The organism is Mycobacterium haemophilum DSM 44634 (assembly GCF_000340435.2).
Classification (GTDB): Bacteria; Actinomycetota; Actinomycetes; order Mycobacteriales; family Mycobacteriaceae; genus Mycobacterium; species Mycobacterium haemophilum.
The window spans coordinates 2,032,840-2,051,455 of record NZ_CP011883.2 but is presented as its reverse complement, the minus strand read 5'-3'; the positions used below and the strand labels follow the sequence as shown (position 1 = coordinate 2,051,455).

Sequence of the window (18,616 nt, the reverse complement as noted above, 5' to 3'; positions counted from 1 at the left end):
TACGCCCGGCCGGCGGGACCGCTGGTGACCAGGCTCATCGCGGCACTTTAGGGTGACAAGCATCATGTCTGTATCGGCACTTGAGCAGCGCGCAACGGACGTCGGTGACAATTCGGCGCGTCAACGTGCGCGCGGCGCGCTGCTCGACCCATGCGCGATTGCGGTGCTGGCCACCGTTATCAGCGGGGCCTGGGCTAGTAGGCCTTCGCTCTGGTTCGATGAGGCTGCGACGATATCGGCTTCAGCGAGCCGCACTGTGCCAGAGCTATGGAAGCTGCTGAGCCACATCGATGCTGTGCACGGCTTGTACTACCTGCTGATGCACGGCTGGTTCGCGATATTTCCCCCGACCGAATTCTGGTCGCGGGTTCCAAGCTGTCTGGCAATTGGGGCCGCTGCTGCCGGCGTCACGGTGTTCACCAGGCAGTTTGCTACGCGGATCACTGCGGTATGCGCGGGCATCGTCTTCGCCATTCTGCCGCGCGTCACCTGGGCCGGTATCGAAGCACGCTCGTCTGCCTTGTCGGTGGCCGCGGCCATCTGGCTGACCGTGTTGCTGGTGGCCGCGGTACGACGCAACAGGCCACGGCTATGGCTGTGCTATGCGCTGGCATTGATGCTGTCGATTTTGCTGAGTCTCAACCTGGTCATGCTGGTGCTGGTTTACGCCGCGGTCCTGCCATGGCTGGCACCCAACAAACTTCGCAATTCTCCGCTGATCTGGTGGGCGGTTACCTCGGTCGTCGCACTCGGGATCATGACGCCGTTCATCTTGTTCGCTCATGGCCAGGTATGGCAGGTCGGCTGGATCTTCCGGGTCAGCTGGCATTACGCCTTCGACATCACGCAACGGCAGTATTTCGACCACAGCGTTGCGTTCGCGATTATCACGGCCGTTATCATCGTCGCCGCGATCGCGGCTCGACTAGCCGGCCTGCGGGCCTCGGCGGGCGACCTTCGCAGCCTGGTGATCATCTGCGCTGCGTGGATCGTCATTCCCACCGCCCTCCTGGTCAGCTATTCGGCGGTCATTGAACCGGTCTACTACCCGCGCTACCTGATCCTCACGGCACCGGCGGCAGCTATCGTCATAGCGGTCTGCATCGTCACGGTCGCCCGCAAGCCGTGGCCCATTGCCGGTGTCCTCGTGCTGTTCGCTGTTGCCGCCTTTCCGAACTACCTCCTCACCCAACGCGAGCGATACGCCAAAGAAGGCTGGGATTACAGTCAGGTAGCCGATGTGATCAGTTCCCATGCTGCGCCAGGGGACTGTCTGATCGTGGACAACACTGTGCCGTGGCGGCCCGGACCGATCCGTGCACTGCTGGCCGCTCGGCCGGCGGCCTTCCGATCGCTGATCGACGTCGAGCGTGGCTTCTACGGACCTCAAGTCGGTGCCCTGTGGGACGGCCATGTCGCTGTCTGGCTGGTGACGGCCAAGATCAACAAATGCTCCGCGGTGTGGACAATCTCCGACCGAGACAAGTCACTGCCCGACCATCAAACGGGGCAATTACTGTCACCAGGACTCATCTTGCGCCGTGCGCCGGCGTATCAATTCCCCAGCTACCTGGGGTTCCACATTGTCGAGCGGTGGCAATTCCACTATTCGCAGGTCATCAAGTCAACGCGGTGAACGGCGGTCGCGATGGGTCGCCCGGTAAGAGGCAATAAAACCGACCGCGGCCAGCACGGTAAAGACCGTGTAGAGCCAACGAGCCGCCGCCACTTCGCCGCCCTTGGCCGTGTTGACCACCACGCCGGCCAACCCTGCGCCGAAAGCCGCCGAAATCAGCTGCACGGTGTTGATCGCCGCGGCAGCCACACTGCTCTCAGCCGGGTCGTCGACACAGGCCATCGCGCGTGCGGCCAGATGGGGCCAGGCAGTCCCGATACCTGCCCCGGTGATCAACAACGCCAGCGCCCATAGCGCGACAATCCCGATCGGCGCGTTAGCGCGCTGGGTGATTGCGCCCAACGCCAGACCCGACGCCATCACCAGCGGCGCGGCCGCGACCACGTGCCCGATCACGCGAGGATTGCTCAGCGACGCGCTGACGATCTCACCGGTCGTCCAGCCGAACGCCAATGCCGCACCCAGAAACCCGGCGGCTACCGGACTCAGATGCCCCAGTCGCTGACCAAACAGCGGCACATACGTCGTGACCATGACCGCGACCATCGACACCGCCATGGTCAGGTAGATCCATTTCAACGGTCCAGAGCCAAATACGCTGGACGGCAACACCGCTGCGTGCATCCGCCAATCGACGACCACGAATATCCCGACTAGCAACGCACCGGCGGCGAGCAGGCCGGCGGTCGCCATCAAGTAACGCGGGAGCTCGGCGACGCTGACCGCCAGCGCGGCTGCACCCATCAGCAGCACTGACCACACTGGCACCTTGTGCGCAGGGGTCGACGGGGTTGCGCCGCTCCGTGAAGCCTGATTTGCGGGCAGTACCACCGGTACCAATACGGCCATCAGGGCGGTCACCATCGCCACGGCGCCAAATGCCCATCGCCACAACCCGAGCTGCGCGAAAACGCCACCCGTTGCGGGACCGACCAAAGTCGCGACACCCCACATCGCCGATACCAGTGCTGAACCGCGAGTCCACAGCGTCTGGGGCAAGGCAGAGTTGATCAGCGCGTAGCCCAAGCCGGCCAGCAGTCCGCCGGCCACACCTTGCAGGGTGCGTCCAGCTACCAGAATCTCCATGGTCGGCGCGCCCGCGCACACCAGGCTGGCGGCACCGAATACCGCCAGTCCCATCAGGAACGATGTGCGCGCCCCGACCCGCAGCAGCATCGGGCTGACCGCGGTCGCCGCGACGACCGACCCGACTAGGTACAGGGTGGTGACCCAGGCATACAGCCGGCTGCCGCCGATTTCAGCGATCGCGCTGGGGAGCAGACTGACAGTCAGGAACTCGTTGGTGGCGTACAGCCCGACACCACCGGCCAGCAAGATGGACGTCCCGAGATACTTGCCCAGCAGCTCCTGCCAACTGCCAGTATCGCTTTCCGTATCCGTCACTTGAGGCCGGCCGCGTCCATCCCACGCAGTTCCTTTTTGAGGTCTGCGATCTCATCACGGAAGCGCGCGGCCAGCTCGAATTGCAAGTCGCGGGCGGCGGCCATCATTTGGGCGGTGAGATCTTTGATCAGGTCGGCCAGTTCGGCACGCGGCATACCGGCGGTGTCGCGGCCCTGGAACACGCCGGCACTGACCGAGCGGCCGGGTTCGCCCTGGGCGCGCCGGCCGCGGGACACGTTGCGTCCCGATCCGCCGATCGGGACGGACTCGCTGGTATCAGTATCCGCGGCCTCGCGATAGACCTGGTCGAGGATGTCGGCGATCTTCTTGCGCAGCGGCTGTGGGTCGATGCCGTTGGCCTCGTTGTAAGCGATCTGCTTTGCCCGCCGCCGTTCGGTCTCATCGATGGCTTCGGTCATCGAGTCGGTCATTCTGTCGGCGTACATATGCACTTCGCCGGACACGTTGCGGGCCGCCCGGCCGATGGTCTGGATCAAGCTGCGCGACGACCGCAGGAAGCCTTCCTTATCGGCGTCCAGGATCGCCACCAGCGACACCTCGGGCAGGTCGAGGCCCTCGCGCAGCAGGTTAATGCCGACCAGCACGTCGTAGTCGCCAAGCCGCAGCTGCCGCAGCAGTTCCACCCGCCGCAACGTGTCGACCTCGGAGTGCAGGTAGCGCACCCGGATGCCCATCTCCAGCAGGTAGTCGGTGAGGTCTTCGGCCATCTTCTTGGTCAGGGTCGTCACCAACACGCGTTGGTCGGCGTCGGCGCGTTTGCGGATTTCACCAATCAGGTCGTCGATCTGCCCCTTGGTCGGCTTGACCACCACTTTCGGGTCGACCAGACCGGTCGGCCGAATTACCTGCTCGACGAACTCGCCGCCGGACTGGCTGAGCTCATATGGTCCCGGAGTCGCCGACAGGTAGACCGTCTGCCCGATCCGGTCGGCGAATTCCTCCCAGGTCAGCGGGCGGTTGTCGCACGCCGACGGCAAGCGGAACCCGTACTCGACGAGGTTGCGTTTCCGCGACATGTCGCCCTCGTACATGCCACCGATCTGCGGGACGGTGACATGCGACTCGTCGATGACGAGCAAGAAGTCCTCCGGGAAGTAGTCGAGCAACGTTGCAGGGGCTGAGCCGGCGGGCCGCGCATCGATGTGGCGGGAGTAGTTCTCGATACCCGAGCAAAACCCAACTTGCCGCATCATTTCGATGTCGTAGTTGGTGCGCATCCGCAGCCGCTGCGCCTCTAGCAACTTGCCTTGGCGTTCGAATTCGGCGAGCCGCTCGGCGAGTTCTTCCTCGATGGTGGAGATCGCCTGAGCCATCCGCTCGGGACCGGCCACATAGTGGGTGGCCGGGAAAATCCGCAGCGAGTCGACCTGACGGATTACCTCGCCGGTGAGTGGGTGCAGGTAGTACAGCGCCTCGATCTCGTCACCGAAGAACTCGATGCGAACCGCCAGCTCCTCGTAGGACGGGATGATCTCCACGGTGTCGCCACGCACCCGGAAGGAGCCGCGGGTGAAGGACAGGTCGTTACGGGTGTACTGCACATCAACCAACAGCCGCAACAGGCCGTCGCGCGGCACCTCGGTGCCGACCTCCAGCTCGACGGAGCGGTCCAGGTAGGACTGTGGTGTGCCCAGGCCATAAATACACGACACCGAGGCCACCACCACCACGTCGCGCCGCGACAGCAGCGACGACGTGGCGGAGTGCCGCAGCCGCTCCACGTCGTCGTTGATGGAGCTGTCCTTTTCGATATAAGTGTCGGTCTGCGCGATGTATGCCTCCGGCTGGTAGTAGTCGTAGTACGAGACGAAGTACTCGACCGCGTTGTGCGGCAACATCTCTCGCAGTTCGTTCGCCAGCTGGGCGGCCAGCGTCTTATTCGGCGCCATCACCAGGGTGGGCCGCTGCAACCGTTCGATGAGCCAGGCGGTGGTCGCCGACTTCCCGGTACCGGTGGCGCCCAGTAGCACCACGTCACGCTCCCCCGCCAGAATCCGCCGCTGCAGCGCATCGATGGCGGCCGGCTGGTCACCAGCCGGCGCGTGCGGGCTGACCACCTCGAAGCGGCCACCGACGCGCACCAACCCTTCCACGTCCGCTGCGGCTGGGCGGTATTCCGAATGCGCTACTACCGGATGCTCAGTGGCGAAGGCCATGCCCCCAGCGTAGAACCAGACACCGACAGGCTCTTCCCGCGAGTGTGCGCAGCAAGACGTTCTCAGCGGCGTGTCGCCGGACAAACTACGCACGCTCGCGCCGAGATAGCTCAGTCGGGGCTTTGGCCCAACTCGCCGAGGACAGCCACGGGTACTCGCACCACCGCTCCCTACGCGCCGCACTCATTGCTTCCTGCTGAGTGGCTCTGACCTGAGCGTTCGGCTGAACACAGGCCACCCGCTGCTGTACCGGACTGCCCTGCCAATATCCGCCCACAAAGCGCAAAATGTCGGTTTTGCCGCCATCGGTGCTGTTGACCCGAACCCTGGGGGCTTGGCCGCTAAGGGTCGGTAGGGTTCTCTAGGGGCCGTGAACCTCGAGAAGAATCACGAGAAGGTGACATCATCCATCCACCCAAGCATGAGACGTTCGACCTGATCGCCCGGACCAATACCGATCCTAAAGGGATTGTGCGGGCCGTCGACGAGTACACGGTCCAACCGTGGGGGCTCTATGTTGCTCGACCCACTCCCGGCCGGGCTCAATTCCATTACCTCGAGTCGTGGCTGCTGCCGTCGTTGGGCTTGCGCGCCACCGTTTTTCACTTCAACCCGGGCCACGAACGGGATCACGACTACTACCTCGATGTGGGCGAGTACACGCCCGGCCCGGCGGTGTGGCGTTCCGAAGACCATTACCTCGACATCGAGGTCCGTACCGGCGCAGCGGCGGGACTGGCCGATGTCGACGAGCTGCTGGATGCCGTCCGTCACGGTCTGCTGACCCCAGAGATCGCCGAGCAGGCGGTGCGGCGAGCCGTAACCGCGGTCGACGGCCTGGCTCGCAACGACTATGACCTGTCACGCTGGTTGGCCGCCGACGGCATGGAAGTCACCTGGCGCGGGAAATAGTCCGACTATCGCAGTGGTGAATCACGTAACAGCGCGCGATACCCCCCGTGGCCCTGTGACTCGCGATAGACACTGCGCGTAATCTCAGCAACTATGAGCTTCGGCAAGCGTAGGTGGATGCCGATCACCGCCGTCACGGTTATCACCGCTGGCTCCCAGTTAATCCCGGCGACTGCGCGGGCTGACCTCCACAACGTCACCTACATTGCCAGGATCGACGGGGTGACAACCGGGAGCCAGGCCGCCTTCGTGACCGCCGGTGGTCAGACGAATACCGCTGGCCTGAGCCCGATGCCCGGCAACGTATTCGAGGCCGACACGGTGCTGGCTGATCCGCAGCAAGCCGGCATGCAGATTTTGCTTCGTTGGCCCTACTCGGCGAACGTGCACTGCGAGATCGACGTGGACGACCACGTTTTCACCCAGGTCGACCAATTGGTTAGACCGGTGCTCGGAAATACCGATCCGATGAATGGTGTGCTGCGGTGCGGCGCGCCCTTGTCTACTTAGATCGCCGCTACAGCCGCCAACCCGTGGAGTCGGCCCACTCCCACGCGCGCCGGTAGGCGTCGAGGAACCATGGTTCCTTAGCGTCGGCGTAGCGGCGCATGTCTCCGTCGGCCAGCCGGTCCGCCGTGCGCTTGACGTCCAAGTAGTCGTCGCGCACACCGGGGTTGGCTTTCAGCCAGTCGACGAACAGCAAGCCGAATTGCTGATTGGGCCAGCCGTCCACCCGGATATGCACGTTTGTCGGCCGGCCAGGGTCAGCCGAGGCATGAAACCTCTTGTGCCATAAGCCTGGATTGCCACTGTGGTCGTAGCGATCTACGGCGCTGCGGGCATCGGGCTTGGCGACATCACCGGTGATGTGCTGCAGGCGCGGGTACCCGGCAGACAACAAGGGCTCGGCGAGTTCGTCGGCCACCGCGAGTGACTCGACGGTGATCTGAATGTCGATGATGTCTTTGGCTTGAAAGTCCGGGAATTCCGCCACCGCGGTCGAACCGATGTGGTCAACTCGCACCGCCCTGTGGCCGCACGTGGTCTTCAGCCGAGCAACAATGCGCTCCGCCTGCTCCGGCCAGGTCGGATCGGCCGGCACCAGTCTCGCCGGTACCTGCACCGCCTGACACTGACTCAGGTTGTGGGCGAACGGCAATATCCGGTGATACCACACGTCACGAGCCCGTTGGACCAAAACCTCTGGGGCACCTGAATTGTCCAGCCAGACGTCGGCAATGGCACGACGTTCCTCGTCGCTGGCCTGCGCAGCGATCCTGGCACGCGCGTCAGCTTCGGACATGCCGCGTTGCTCGACCAGCCTTCGCACGCGCAGTTCGACGTCGGCATGCACCACGACAACTAGCGGGAACAACGGGGCCATCCCAGATTCCACCAGCAGCGGAATGTCTTCGACCACAACAGCATCCTCAGCCACCGCTGCGATGATCTCCGCACGACGTCGGGCCACTAGTGGATGCACGATCCCGTTCAGCTTGCCGCGCGCCGCGTCGTCCCGAAAAGCCTTGGCAGCCAAAGCCGGCCGATCCAACGCACCGTCGGCAAGCAGGATGTCCTGACCAAATGCATCGACCAGCAAGGACAATCCTTCGGTGCCGGGCTGCACCACTTCGCGAGCCAGCACATCACCGTCCACGACGATCCCACCACACTGTGAGAACGTGCTGGACAGCAACGACTTCCCGGCGCCGATTCCGCCGGTGAGCCCGATGCGCAGCATTTACGCGAATGCGATCAGACCGGGGATTATGCGCTGCCGGCGAGCTTTTCCCGTAGAGCGGCCAGTTGAGCATCGCTAGCCAGCGACCCGCCCGCGGCCTTCTCCGACGGCGCACTGCCGGCCGGGACCTGCTCGCTGCTGCTGCTGCTGCTGTGTCCGGCCTCCTCGGCGGCAGCGAACTTCTCCATCTGGGTGGTGTGCATCTTGTGCCGACGCTCGGCTTCGGCGTAGCGGGCCTCCCATTCGGCGCGCTGGGTGTCGAAGCCTTCCAGCCACTCGTTGGTTTCGGCGTCGAAGCCCTCGGGGAAGATGTAGTTGCCCTGCTCGTCGTAGCTGTCGGCCATGCCGTACTTCGCCGGGTCGAACTCCTCGGTGTAGTCCTCGTTGGCCTGCTTCAGCGACAGCGAAATCCGGCGCCGCTCCAGGTCGATGTCGATGACCTTGACCATCGCGTCGTCGCCAACGGCAACCACCTGGTCGGGCACCTCGACGTGCCGCTCTGCCAGCTCCGAGATGTGCACCAGACCTTCGATACCCTCCTCAACACGGACGAAGGCACCGAACGGAACGAGCTTGGTGACCTTGCCCGGCACGATTTGTCCGATGGCGTGGGTGCGGGCGAAGTGCCGCCACGGGTCTTCCTGGGTCGCCTTCAGCGACAACGAAACCCGTTCGCGGTCCATGTCGACGTCGAGCACCTCGACGGTGACCTCGTCGCCCACCTGGACCACCTCGGACGGGTGGTCGATGTGCTTCCAGGACAGCTCGGAGACGTGCACCAGACCGTCCACACCGCCCAAGTCGACGAACGCGCCGAAGTTGACGATGGACGACACCACACCCTTGCGGATGGCGCCCTTCTGCAGCTGGTTGAGGAACTCGCTGCGCACCTCGGACTGGGTCTGCTCCAACCAGGCGCGACGGGACAGCACCACGTTGTTGCGGTTCTTGTCCAGCTCGATGATCTTGGCTTCGATCTCCTTGCCGATGTAGGGCTGCAGATCCCGGACCCGCCGCATCTCCACCAACGAAGCGGGCAGGAAGCCGCGCAACCCGATGTCGAGGATCAGACCACCCTTGACCACCTCGATAACGGTGCCCTTGACGGCCTCGTCCTTCTCCTTGAGTGCCTCGATGGTGCCCCACGCGCGCTCGTACTGCGCGCGCTTCTTGGACAGGATCAGGCGGCCCTCTTTGTCCTCCTTGGTGAGCACCAGAGCCTCGACCTCGTCGCCGACGGAGACGACCTCATTGGGGTCGACGTCGTGCTTGATGGAGAGTTCGCGGGCGGGGATGACCCCTTCGGTTTTGTAGCCGATGTCGAGGAGCACCTCGTCCCGGTCCACTTTGACGATGGTGCCTTCGACGATGTCGCCATCGTTGAAGTACTTGATCGTTTTGTCTATTGCGGCGAGAAAGTCCTCGCTGGAGCCTATGTCGTTGACGGCTACTTGCGGCGAGGTGACGGCGGGACTCGGCATATTGTTGAGTTGCTCCGGACAGGTTGGGTCGTAGGGACGATCGACATTGCTTACCCGCCATCCAGCACGGGCAGGTATCTGTCGAGGTTACTCGACTGTGTACATGCTGGACAAACCCGCATCCACCACTGCTGCCAAACATAGCGATAGCAAAACGGCTTGACTCGTTCGACATACTCCGGTCATGCAACATTTGGTCAACGTGCTGCCGGCGTTCCTGCTGGCATGCGTCATCCTCGCCGTTCTTCCCGGTCCCGCGACCGCGTTGTTCCTGCACCGCTCGGTCCGGGACGGTCGAGCGGCGGGTCTGGCAGCCGTGGTCGGCAACGAAATCGGGTTGTTCGGCTGGACCATGGCCGGCGGCGCCGGATTGTCGGTGTTGCTGATGGCCAACCACACGCTGTCGGTGGCGCTGCATGTCATCGGGGCAGCAATCCTGGTCTGGCTCGGCATCAGCGCGTGGCGTCACGCGAAGCACCCAGCCGATATCGAGGTCCTGATCGCGCCCCGCGGCAGAACGCCGGCGGCGGCATTCCGTGCGTCATTGGTGTCGATCGCCGCCAACCCGAAAGCGGCCACCTTCGGGATCGCGGTGCTGCCGCAGTTCCTGCCGTCCAGCGGGGCGGCACTGCCGACGCTTTTCGTGCTGGCGGCCATTCAGCTGGTGATTGACACCGCGTGGTGTTTGGGTGTTGTGCTCGCCGCGGACCGGGCCCGCGAAATCCTTGCCAGGGCGCATGTGCGCCGGCGCATCGAACGGACCCTCGGCGCCGTCCTGCTGGCCTTAGGCCTGGGCGTAGCCGCCGACGCCTACTAATTGAGCCGGCGCGTCAGAGATTGCCGCGCTAGTGCGCGGCGGCGTCCCACGAGCGGCCAAAGCCAACACTTACGTCCAGCGGCACGTCCAGGGGGTAGGCACTGCCCATCTGCTCGCGCACCACAGCCTCGATCTGCTCGCGTTCACCGGGCGCGACTTCGAACAGCAACTCGTCGTGTACCTGTAGCAGCATTCGCGACGCCAGCCCCGCGTCTTTGAGCGCCTTGTCAACCGCGATCATCGCCACCTTGATGATGTCGGCCGCACTGCCCTGGATCGGCGCGTTGAGCGCCGCCCGCTCGGCCGCCTCTCGTACCTGGCGATTACTGCTGTCCAGCTCGGGCAGGTAGCGCCGACGGCCCAACACGGTCGAGGTGTAGCCGTCCTTGCGGGCCTGCTCGACGACATCCATCAGATAGTCGCGCACCCCGCCAAATCGGGCGAAGTATTGCTCCATCTGGATCTTCGCCTCCTCGGTGGAGATTTTCAGCTGAGCAGCCAACCCGTACGCGCTTAGCCCGTAGGCCAGCCCGTAGGACATCGCCTTGACCCGGCGCCGCAATTCGGCGGTGACCGCCTCGATCGGCACGCCGAATGCCCGCGATGCCACAAACGAATGCAGGTCTTCCCCGGTATTGAAGGCCTCGATGAGGCCCTCATCCCGGGATAGGTGCGCCATGATCCGCATCTCGATTTGGCTGTAGTCGGCGGTCATCAGCTCGGTGTAGCCGCCATTACCCGAGCCGACGACGAACGCGTCCCGGATCTGCCGGCCGGCGTCGGTGCGGATTGGGATGTTCTGCAAGTTGGGTTCTGTCGAGGACAGCCGGCCCGTCGCCGCGATCGTCTGGTTGAACGTGGTGTGAATCCGGCCATCTGCGGCGACCGCATTCAGCAACCCGTCGACGGTGACTTTGAGCCGGGTGACGTCGCGGTGGGTGAGCAGATGCTGCAGAAATGGGTGCCCGGTTTTGTCGAACAGGGACTGCAAAGCATCGGCGTCGGTGGTGTAACCGGTCTTGGTCCGTTTGGTTTTCGGCATCCCCAGTTCGTCGAACAACACGACCTGCAGCTGCTTGGGTGAGCCCAGATTGATCTGCTTGCCGATGACGGCGTAGGCGGCCTCAGCAGCGTCTCGGATCTGATCGCCGAATTGGCTCTGCAACTCGGTGAGCAACCGCAAATCGACCGCGATACCCACCTTCTCCATGTCGGCCAGCACCTGTTGGACCGGCAGCTCCATCTCACTTAGCAGCGCGGTGGAGTCAATACGATCCAGCTCGGCGTCCAACGCAGCGGCGAGGTCTGCCACGGCCCGGGCCCGCAGTATCAGGGTCTGCGCGGCTTGCTCGTCCACCCCGCCCGACTCGTCCAAGTCATCGAGAAGCGAAAGCTGTTGCTGTTCAGTGGTTTCCGCGCGTAGCTCGCGACGCAGGTAGCGCAACGAGAGGTCGTCCAGAGTGAAGCTGCGTTGCCCCGGCCGCACCAGATAGGCCGCCAGCGCGGTATCAGACGTGATGCCGCCCAGCGTCCAACCACGGCCCGCGAGATCGTGCATGGCCAGCTTCGCCTCATGCAGCGCTTTGGGTTTGCCGGGATCGGCTAACCAAGCGGCGACTGCAGCTTCATCGTCGGGAGTCAACGTCGCGGTGTCGAGGTAGCCGCCGTCGCCGTCGGCGGCGGCGATGGCCACCGCGGTGGCGTCCCCGCCGTGCGGCAGATGCGTACCCACGACTGCCAGCCCAGACCTGCGTCCGTCACTGGCGTGCTCAGCCAGCCACCGCCGGACCGTGCCGGATTCCAGCACGCCGCCGCGGACGTCGAACCCCTCGTCGACCTCGGGCACCCGCCCCCCAGCGGCCGCCAGCGTGTCGAACAGCCGGTCGCGCAATACCCGGAACTCCAGGTCGTCGAAGAGCCGGTGAATGTGGTCGCGATCCCACGGCTGCAGCCGCAGCGTGTCCGGGGTTTGCACCAGCGGCACATCTTTGACCAGGTCGGTGAGCTCCCGGTTGCGCACCACGCTGGCCAGATGTGCCCGCAACGCGTCACCCACCTTGCCGCGCACCGACTCGACGTTGTCGACCAGCCCCTGTAGCGAGCCGTACTCGACGATCCACTTGGCGGCGGTCTTCTCCCCCACGCCGGGAATGCCGGGCAGATTGTCGCTAGGATCGCCACGTAACGCCGCGAAGTCGGGGTATTGCGCCGGCGTCAGCCCGTACTTCTCGACGACGGCCTCCGGGGTGAAGCGGGTGAGTTCGCTGACGCCCTTACGTGGATACAGCACCGTCACGTCGTCGCTGACCAATTGCAGCGCGTCGCGGTCACCGGTGACCACCAACACGCGGTACCCCTCGCTTTCGGCTTGAGTAGCCAACGTCGCGATGAGGTCGTCAGCCTCGAATCCCGCCTCCGCGAGCACCGTGATGCCCAGCGCGCCCAGGACTTCCTTGGTGATGTCGATCTGGCCGTGGAACTCATCGGGGGTCGATGACCGGTTGGCCTTGTACTCCGGATAGCGCTCGGAGCGAAACGTCTGCCGCGACACGTCAAACGCCGCGGCGATGTGCGTCGGAGCCTCGTCACGCAGCAGGTTGATCAGCATGGCGGTGAAGCCGTACACCGCGTTGGTGGTGAGGCCACCGCGGGTCTTGAAGTTCTCCGCTGGCAGTGCGTAGAACGCTCGGAATGCCAGCGAATTGCCATCCAGCAGCATCAGCGTCGGCTTGGCTTGGTCTTCGCAGGCTTTACTAGCGGTGGTCGCGGCACTCACGGCTCACACTCTAGGTATATGAGCAACGACCCGCCGCGCCCGGCTTCGCCACAGAACTGCAACACGTTTCAGTTCTGTGGTTCGGCTCGGTACGCTGGCCCGATGCCAGAGGTCACCCACCAAGCACCGGCGATCGAGGGTTGGTTCGCCACCGGCGATGCCGCCAACGAAACCGGCAGCCCCCATTTGATCGGCAGCAAGTGCCCCCAATGCGGCACCTATGTCTTCCCGCCTGTCCCATCAGGGGGGCAGAACAACTGCCCCAATCCAGCTTGCGCCAGCGACACACTTGAATCCGTTGCGTTGTCGACGCGGGGAACGCTGTGGAGCTACACCGAGAACCGGTACGCGCCACCCCCGCCCTACCCTTCCCCGGATCCTTTCGAACCGTTCGCCGTCGCCGCGGTCGAGTTGGCCCGCGAAGGGCTAATCGTGTTGGGCAAGGTGGTCGACGGCACACTGGCCGCCGACCTGAAGGTCGGCATCGAGATGGAGCTGACCACCATGCCGCTGTTCGTCGACGACGACGGTGTCGAACGCATCGTGTACGGGTGGAGGCGCGCCAGCGACGATGCAGTGGGGGCACCTCCCGCTTGCGGGAGACGAAGCGATGAGGAGGAGCGGCGCAGATGAGCACGCCTGAACCGGTGTACATCCTCGGCGCCGGCATGCACCCGTGGGGCAAATGGGGCAACGACTTCACCGAGTACGGGGTGATCGCGGCCCGCGGCGCGCTCGCCGAAGCCGGTTTGGACTGGCGGCAGATCCAGCTGGTGGCCGGTGCAGACACCATCCGCAACGGGTATCCGGGTTTCGTTGCCGGCGCCACGTTCGCGCAGAAACTCGGCTGGAACGGCGTGCCGGTCAGCTCGAGCTATGCCGCGTGCGCCAGCGGTTCGCAGGCGCTGCAAAGTGCGCGGGCGCAGATCCTGGCCGGTTTCTGCGATGTCGCGTTGGTCATCGGCGCCGACACCACGCCGAAGGGCTTTTTTGCACCGGTGGGAGGCGAGCGCCGCACCGATCCGGACTGGCAGCGGTTCCATCTCATTGGGGCTACCAACCCGGTGTATTTCGCGTTGCTCGCGCGGCGGCGGATGGATCTGTACGGAGCCACATTCGAAGACTTCGCCCAGGTGAAGGTCAAGAATTCCCGGCATGGTCTGCAGAATCCCAATGCCCGGTTCCGCAAAGAGACGTCGGTCGACGACGTACTGGCCAGCCCGGTGGTGGCCGATCCGTTGCGGCTGCTGGATATCTGCGCGACCTCCGACGGCGCGGCGGCACTGGTCGTGGCCAGCGCGAAATTCGCCCGCCAACACCTCGGCTCGTTGAACGGGGTGCCTTCGGTGCGCGCGATCAGCACCGTCACCCCGCGCTACCCGCAGCACTTGCCCGAATTACCGGACATCGCAACGGATTCCACCGCGGTTATGCCAGCACCGGACCGAGTGTTCAAGGATCAGATTCTCGACGCGGCCTACGCCGAGGCCGGCATCGGGCCCAACGACCTGAGCCTGGCCGAGGTTTACGACCTGTCCACCGCGTTGGAACTCGACTGGTATGAACACTTGGGGCTGTGCGCCAAGGGTGAAGCCGAGGCGCTGCTGCGCAGCGGCGCGACCACTCTGGGCGGGAAGATCCCGGTCAACCCGTCGGGGGGGCTGGCGTGCTTCGGGGAAGCCATCCCCGCCCAGGCGATCGCCCAGGTCTGCGAGCTAACCTGGCAGCTCCGTGGCCAAGCAACTGGCCGTCAGGTCGAGCACGCCAAGGTCGGCATCACCGCCAATCAGGGCCTATTCGGACATGGCTCGTCGGTAATCGTGGCGCGCTAGGGGCCTTCTCGCGCATTTGTCGCGCGAGAAGGCCGCCGACTGGCCTAGGTTTCTTTGGTGGTGTCTTTGGTGGTGTCTTTCGGAGTGTCGAGGGTTTCCAAGACGACTTCAGCTACCCGTTTCATCGTGGTCCGCCGATCCATGGCGGCACGCTGAATCCATTTGAACGCCTCAGGCTCGGTCATGCCTTGTTTGACCTGCAGCAGGCCTTTAGCGCGCTCGACAAGCTTGCGGGTCTCCAGCCGGTCAGCCAGCGTCCCCACTTCGCGTTCCAGCGCGGTGAGCTCGCTAAACCGGCTCACCGCCAATTCGATGGCCGGGATCAAATCGCTGATGGTGAAAGGCTTCACCAAGTAGGCCATCGCCCCCGCATCGCGTGCGCGTTCCACCAAGTCGCGCTGGCTGAACGCGGTCAGCACCACGATCGGCGCGATACGTTTGCTGGCGATCTCCGATGCTGCGTCGATCCCATCACGGCGCGGCATCTTCACATCCATGATCACCAGGTCGGGTTTATGGCGCTCCGCCAGCTCGACCGCTTCCTGGCCATCAGCGGCCTCGCCAACGATGTCGTAACCCTCATCTCGCAGCATCTCGGCCAGGTCGAGTCGGATGAGTGCTTCGTCTTCAGCAATCAGAACCCGGTGCGGCGTGGCGGCGTCGGCGTCGGTCGTGGGTCCGGTCATGACGACATTCTGACGTGGCCGCCAGCGGCCAGCGACCTCGGGGGCAGTGAGAACCCGTTGGAGGCTCCTCTAAGGTAGTTAAGCCGGGTAAAGCCCTCGTATCCCAACTGGCAGAGGAAACGGACTCAAAACCCGTCCAGTGTGGGTTCGAATCCCACCGAGGGCACCATCGGAGTCGCCGGCAAGTCACCGCCTACGCTCGGTAAACATCGAGCTCAGCGGTTAGGCTTTGGGCGTGGCCGCTGAGAAGTGCGGTGCCCCATCGGCAGGACCAGACGGCTCGGTGCGCCGCCCAGACTGTGTCGCGGCCATGCGGACGCAATCCCGCGACCGCAATCAGCACTACGCCGAAACCACCGCACGGCGGCAGCGCGTGCTCACCATCACCGCCTGGCTGGCCGTGGTGGTGAGCGCAAGCTTCGTGATTGTGCAGATTTTGGCCGACGCATGGTCCTGGCAGATCAGCTCGATCAACGTCGGCGCCGCGATAATCTTCGCGATTGTCCCGCTGCTGCACCGCTTCGGAGATTTGGTCGCGCCGCTGACCTTTATCGGCGCAGCCTATGTTTCGGTCTTCGCCAGCTGCTGGGGTGTGGGCACCGGTTCGGGCTCTCAGTTCTTCTTCCTCGTCGGCGCCTGCCTGGTGGTGCTGCTGCTGGGCATTGAGCGCATCGTGTTGGCGTCGGCACTAGCGGCACTTGCCGCCGGGCTGGTCATCGCACTGGAGTTCCTCGTTCCGCGTGACACCGGGCTACAGCCAGCCTGGGCCCAGTCGACAGGTTTTGTCCTCACCACAGTCTCGGCGTGCGTGATGGCGGTCGTGACGGTGTGGTTCGCCCTGCGCGAGACCGCGCGCGCCGAGGCGGTGATGGAAGCCCAGTACGACCGCTCCGAAGCCTTGTTAGCCAACATGTTGCCGGCCAGCATCGCCGAGCGGCTCAAAGAGCCCGACCGAACCGTCATCGCCGACAAATACGACGATGCCTCGGTCCTGTTCGCCGACATCGTCGGCTTCACCGAGCGCGCCAGCAGCACCGCACCAGCCGATCTGGTGCGGTTCCTAGACCAGCTGTACAGCGCCTTCGACGCGCTGGTAGACAAGCACTGCCTGGAGAAGATCAAAGTCAGCGGTGACTCCTACATGGTGGTCAGCGGGGTCCCACGGCCGCGTCCCGACCATGTGCAGGTGCTTGCGGACTTTGCCCTCGAAATGGCCGATGCTGCGGCCGGACTTGAAGATCCGCACGGCCTCGCGGTGCCGCTGCGGGTTGGGCTGGCCGCCGGCCCGGTCGTCGCCGGCGTCGTGGGTTCTCGGCGGTTCTTCTACGACGTGTGGGGCGACGCGGTCAATGTCGCGTCCAGGATGGAATCCACCGACTCGGTGGGACGCATCCAAGTGCCCGAAACGGTTTACCAACGCCTCAAGGACGAGTTTGTGCTGCAGGAGCGCGGTCGCATCGAGGTCAAAGGGAAAGGCACCATGCGCACGTGGTATCTCGTCGGCCGCAAAGCCATCAGCGATTCCAGCGGCCTGCCTGCCGAGGAATCGCGCACAGCCCACGTCTGAGCCGTCCCGTCCGCGCGAAATTGCCAGTAGCGCCGGCACGCGCTACCTACTACACTGCGTCGTAGCAAACCAATCAGCCCCGTAGGCTCGGGAGATGACCGATGAATGTCGTCGATATTTCGCGCTGGCAGTTCGGTATCACCACCGTCTACCACTTCATCTTCGTTCCCCTCACCATCGGCCTGGCTCCCCTGGTCGCCGTCATGCAGACGGTGTGGGTAGCAACCGGTAACACCGCGTGGTATCGACTGACCAAATTCTTCGGCAAGCTGTTCCTGATCAACTTCGCCATCGGCGTGGCGACCGGGATCGTCCAGGAATTTCAGTTCGGCATGAATTGGAGCGAGTACTCGCGGTTCGTCGGCGACGTCTTCGGCGCCCCGCTGGCGATGGAGGGCCTGGCCGCCTTTTTCTTCGAGTCCACCTTCCTCGGGCTGTGGATCTTCGGGTGGAGCAGGCTGCCTCGGCTGGTTCACCTGGCGTGCATCTGGATCGTCGCGATCTCGGTCAACGTGTCCGCGTTCTTCATCATTGTGGCGAACTCGTTCATGCAGCACCCGGTCGGCGCACACTACAACCCGACGACTCGGCGGGCCGAGTTGACCAGCATATCCGCGTTGCTCAGCAATAACACTGCGCAAGCAGCGTTTTCGCACGCGGTCGCCGGCTCATTGCTCACCGCGTCGACGTTTGTCGCAGCGGTCAGCGCCTGGTGGCTGGTTCGGTCTGGGAAGGACGCCGAGGCCGACCCCAATTCAACTGCCCGCACCCTGTATCGCCCGGCGACCATCCTGGGGTGCGGGATTGCGCTGGCTGCCACCGTCGGCCTGTTCTTCAGCGGTGACCACCAAGGCAAATTGATGTTCCAACAGCAACCGATGAAAATGGCGTCAGCCGAGTCGCTCTGCGACACCGAAACCGATCCGGACTTCTCAATCCTCACGGTTGGCACCCACAACAACTGCGAAAGCATTACCCGGGTGATCGAGGTCCCCTACGTTCTGCCGTTCCTCGCCAATAGCCAATTCAGCAATGTGACGCTGCACGGCGTGCGCGACATCCAGCAGGAGTACCAACAACGATTCGGGCCAAATGACTACCGGCCCAACTTATTCGTCACTTACTGGTCCTTTCGCGGGATGATCGGGCTGCTCGCGATTCCGGTGCTGTTCGCGCTGACGGTGCTGTGGCTCACCCGCGGCGGCCGGATTCCCCGTCGGCGGTGGTTCGCCCGGCTGGCGCTGCTGACCATTCCCACGCCGTTCCTGGCCAACAGCGCTGGCTGGGTGTTCACCGAAATGGGCCGCCAGCCCTGGATCGTCGCCCCTAACCCAACCGGCGACCCGCTGGTCCGGCTCACTGTCCACGAGGGTGTCTCGCACCATGCTTCCGGCCTGGTCATCACCTCGCTGGTGACGTTCACCCTGGTCTACGCGGTGCTCGCGGTCATCTGGTGCTGGCTGCTCACACGCTACGTCGTCGCGGGACCGCAGGAGCACGACGCCGAACCGGCCGCGCCCGCCGCGCCCGGCGGTGACGAAGTGGCGCCGCTGTCTTTCGCGTACTGACACCTAACCAACTCCCGAA

General features: G+C 64.2%; 14 protein-coding genes and 1 tRNA gene. 9 read left to right on the top strand and 6 right to left on the bottom strand.

Going from position 1 to position 18,616, the window contains the following annotated elements; genetic code table 11:
• Positions 1-64 precede the first annotated feature (64 nt).
• Positions 65-1,636: a mannosyltransferase gene (locus B586_RS09740; RefSeq protein ID WP_054880059.1), complete on the top strand. Its 1,572-nt coding sequence runs from the start codon at positions 65-67 to the stop codon at positions 1,634-1,636.
• Here the strand turns inward: B586_RS09740 and B586_RS09735 are convergent.
• Together B586_RS09735 and uvrB are read right to left on the bottom strand one after the other, a co-directional pair.
• Positions 1,625-3,040 carry an MFS transporter gene (locus B586_RS09735; RefSeq protein WP_054880060.1) on the bottom strand — a complete coding sequence of 472 codons (1,416 nt, stop codon included), beginning with the start codon at positions 3,038-3,040 and terminating at the stop codon, positions 1,625-1,627. The genes B586_RS09740 and B586_RS09735 overlap by 12 nt on opposite strands.
• Positions 3,037-5,217, bottom strand: coding sequence for an excinuclease ABC subunit UvrB (gene uvrB / locus B586_RS09730; protein WP_054880061.1), 2,181 nt, complete (start codon positions 5,215-5,217; stop codon positions 3,037-3,039). Before uvrB ends, B586_RS09735 begins: the two co-directional genes overlap by 4 nt.
• A 471-nt stretch (positions 5,218-5,688) precedes the next feature.
• On the opposite strand from uvrB, the gene B586_RS09725 reads away from it, so the two are divergent.
• Together B586_RS09725 and B586_RS09720 are read left to right on the top strand one after the other, a co-directional pair.
• Positions 5,689-6,129, top strand: coding sequence for a ribonuclease FAU-1 family protein (locus B586_RS09725; RefSeq protein ID WP_047313947.1), 441 nt, complete (start codon positions 5,689-5,691; stop codon positions 6,127-6,129).
• Between the two features lie 93 nt (positions 6,130-6,222).
• Positions 6,223-6,639, top strand: coding sequence for a hypothetical protein (locus B586_RS09720; RefSeq protein WP_054880062.1), 417 nt, complete (start codon positions 6,223-6,225; stop codon positions 6,637-6,639).
• A gap of 7 nt (positions 6,640-6,646) precedes the next feature.
• Here B586_RS09720 and coaE read toward each other — a convergent pair whose 3' ends face one another.
• Both coaE and rpsA read right to left on the bottom strand, forming a co-directional pair.
• A complete protein-coding gene (coaE, locus tag B586_RS09715; RefSeq protein ID WP_054880063.1) occupies positions 6,647-7,870 on the bottom strand; it encodes a dephospho-CoA kinase in 1,224 nt (407 codons plus the stop codon).
• Between the two features lie 26 nt (positions 7,871-7,896).
• Positions 7,897-9,351, bottom strand: a complete 1,455-nt coding sequence (gene rpsA / locus B586_RS09710) for a 30S ribosomal protein S1 (protein ID WP_054880064.1) — start codon at positions 9,349-9,351, stop codon at positions 7,897-7,899.
• 184 nt (positions 9,352-9,535) lie between these two features.
• Between rpsA and B586_RS09705 the strand changes: the two genes are divergently transcribed.
• Positions 9,536-10,168: a LysE family translocator gene (locus B586_RS09705; RefSeq protein ID WP_054880065.1), complete on the top strand. Its 633-nt coding sequence runs from the start codon at positions 9,536-9,538 to the stop codon at positions 10,166-10,168.
• 28 nt (positions 10,169-10,196) lie between these two features.
• Here B586_RS09705 and polA read toward each other — a convergent pair whose 3' ends face one another.
• Positions 10,197-12,887: a DNA polymerase I gene (gene polA, locus B586_RS09700; protein ID WP_156406884.1), complete on the bottom strand. Its 2,691-nt coding sequence runs from the start codon at positions 12,885-12,887 to the stop codon at positions 10,197-10,199.
• A gap of 159 nt (positions 12,888-13,046) precedes the next feature.
• Here polA and B586_RS09695 point away from each other — a divergent pair, with 159 nt between their 5' ends.
• Complete coding sequence (locus B586_RS09695) at positions 13,047-13,577, top strand: Zn-ribbon domain-containing OB-fold protein (protein ID WP_054880988.1); 531 nt, start codon at positions 13,047-13,049, stop codon at positions 13,575-13,577.
• Positions 13,574-14,776, top strand: coding sequence for a lipid-transfer protein (locus B586_RS09690; RefSeq protein ID WP_054880067.1), 1,203 nt, complete (start codon positions 13,574-13,576; stop codon positions 14,774-14,776). Before B586_RS09695 ends, B586_RS09690 begins: the two co-directional genes overlap by 4 nt.
• A 44-nt stretch (positions 14,777-14,820) precedes the next feature.
• Here the strand turns inward: B586_RS09690 and B586_RS09685 are convergent, their stop codons facing one another.
• Positions 14,821-15,462 (bottom strand): ANTAR domain-containing response regulator, encoded by a 642-nt coding sequence (locus tag B586_RS09685; protein ID WP_047313940.1) that lies wholly within the window; start codon positions 15,460-15,462, stop codon positions 14,821-14,823.
• 92 nt (positions 15,463-15,554) lie between these two features.
• Here B586_RS09685 and B586_RS09680 point away from each other — a divergent pair.
• From B586_RS09680 to B586_RS09670, 3 genes are all read left to right on the top strand, one after another.
• Positions 15,555-15,631, top strand: a tRNA-Leu gene (locus tag B586_RS09680).
• A 66-nt stretch (positions 15,632-15,697) separates the two neighbouring features.
• Positions 15,698-17,029 (top strand): adenylate/guanylate cyclase domain-containing protein, encoded by a 1,332-nt coding sequence (locus B586_RS09675; protein WP_054880068.1) that lies wholly within the window; start codon positions 15,698-15,700, stop codon positions 17,027-17,029.
• 101 nt (positions 17,030-17,130) lie between these two features.
• Entirely contained in the window at positions 17,131-18,597 is a 1,467-nt protein-coding gene (locus B586_RS09670; protein ID WP_054880069.1) for a cytochrome ubiquinol oxidase subunit I, read from the top strand.
• Positions 18,598-18,616: the final 19 nt, after the last annotated feature.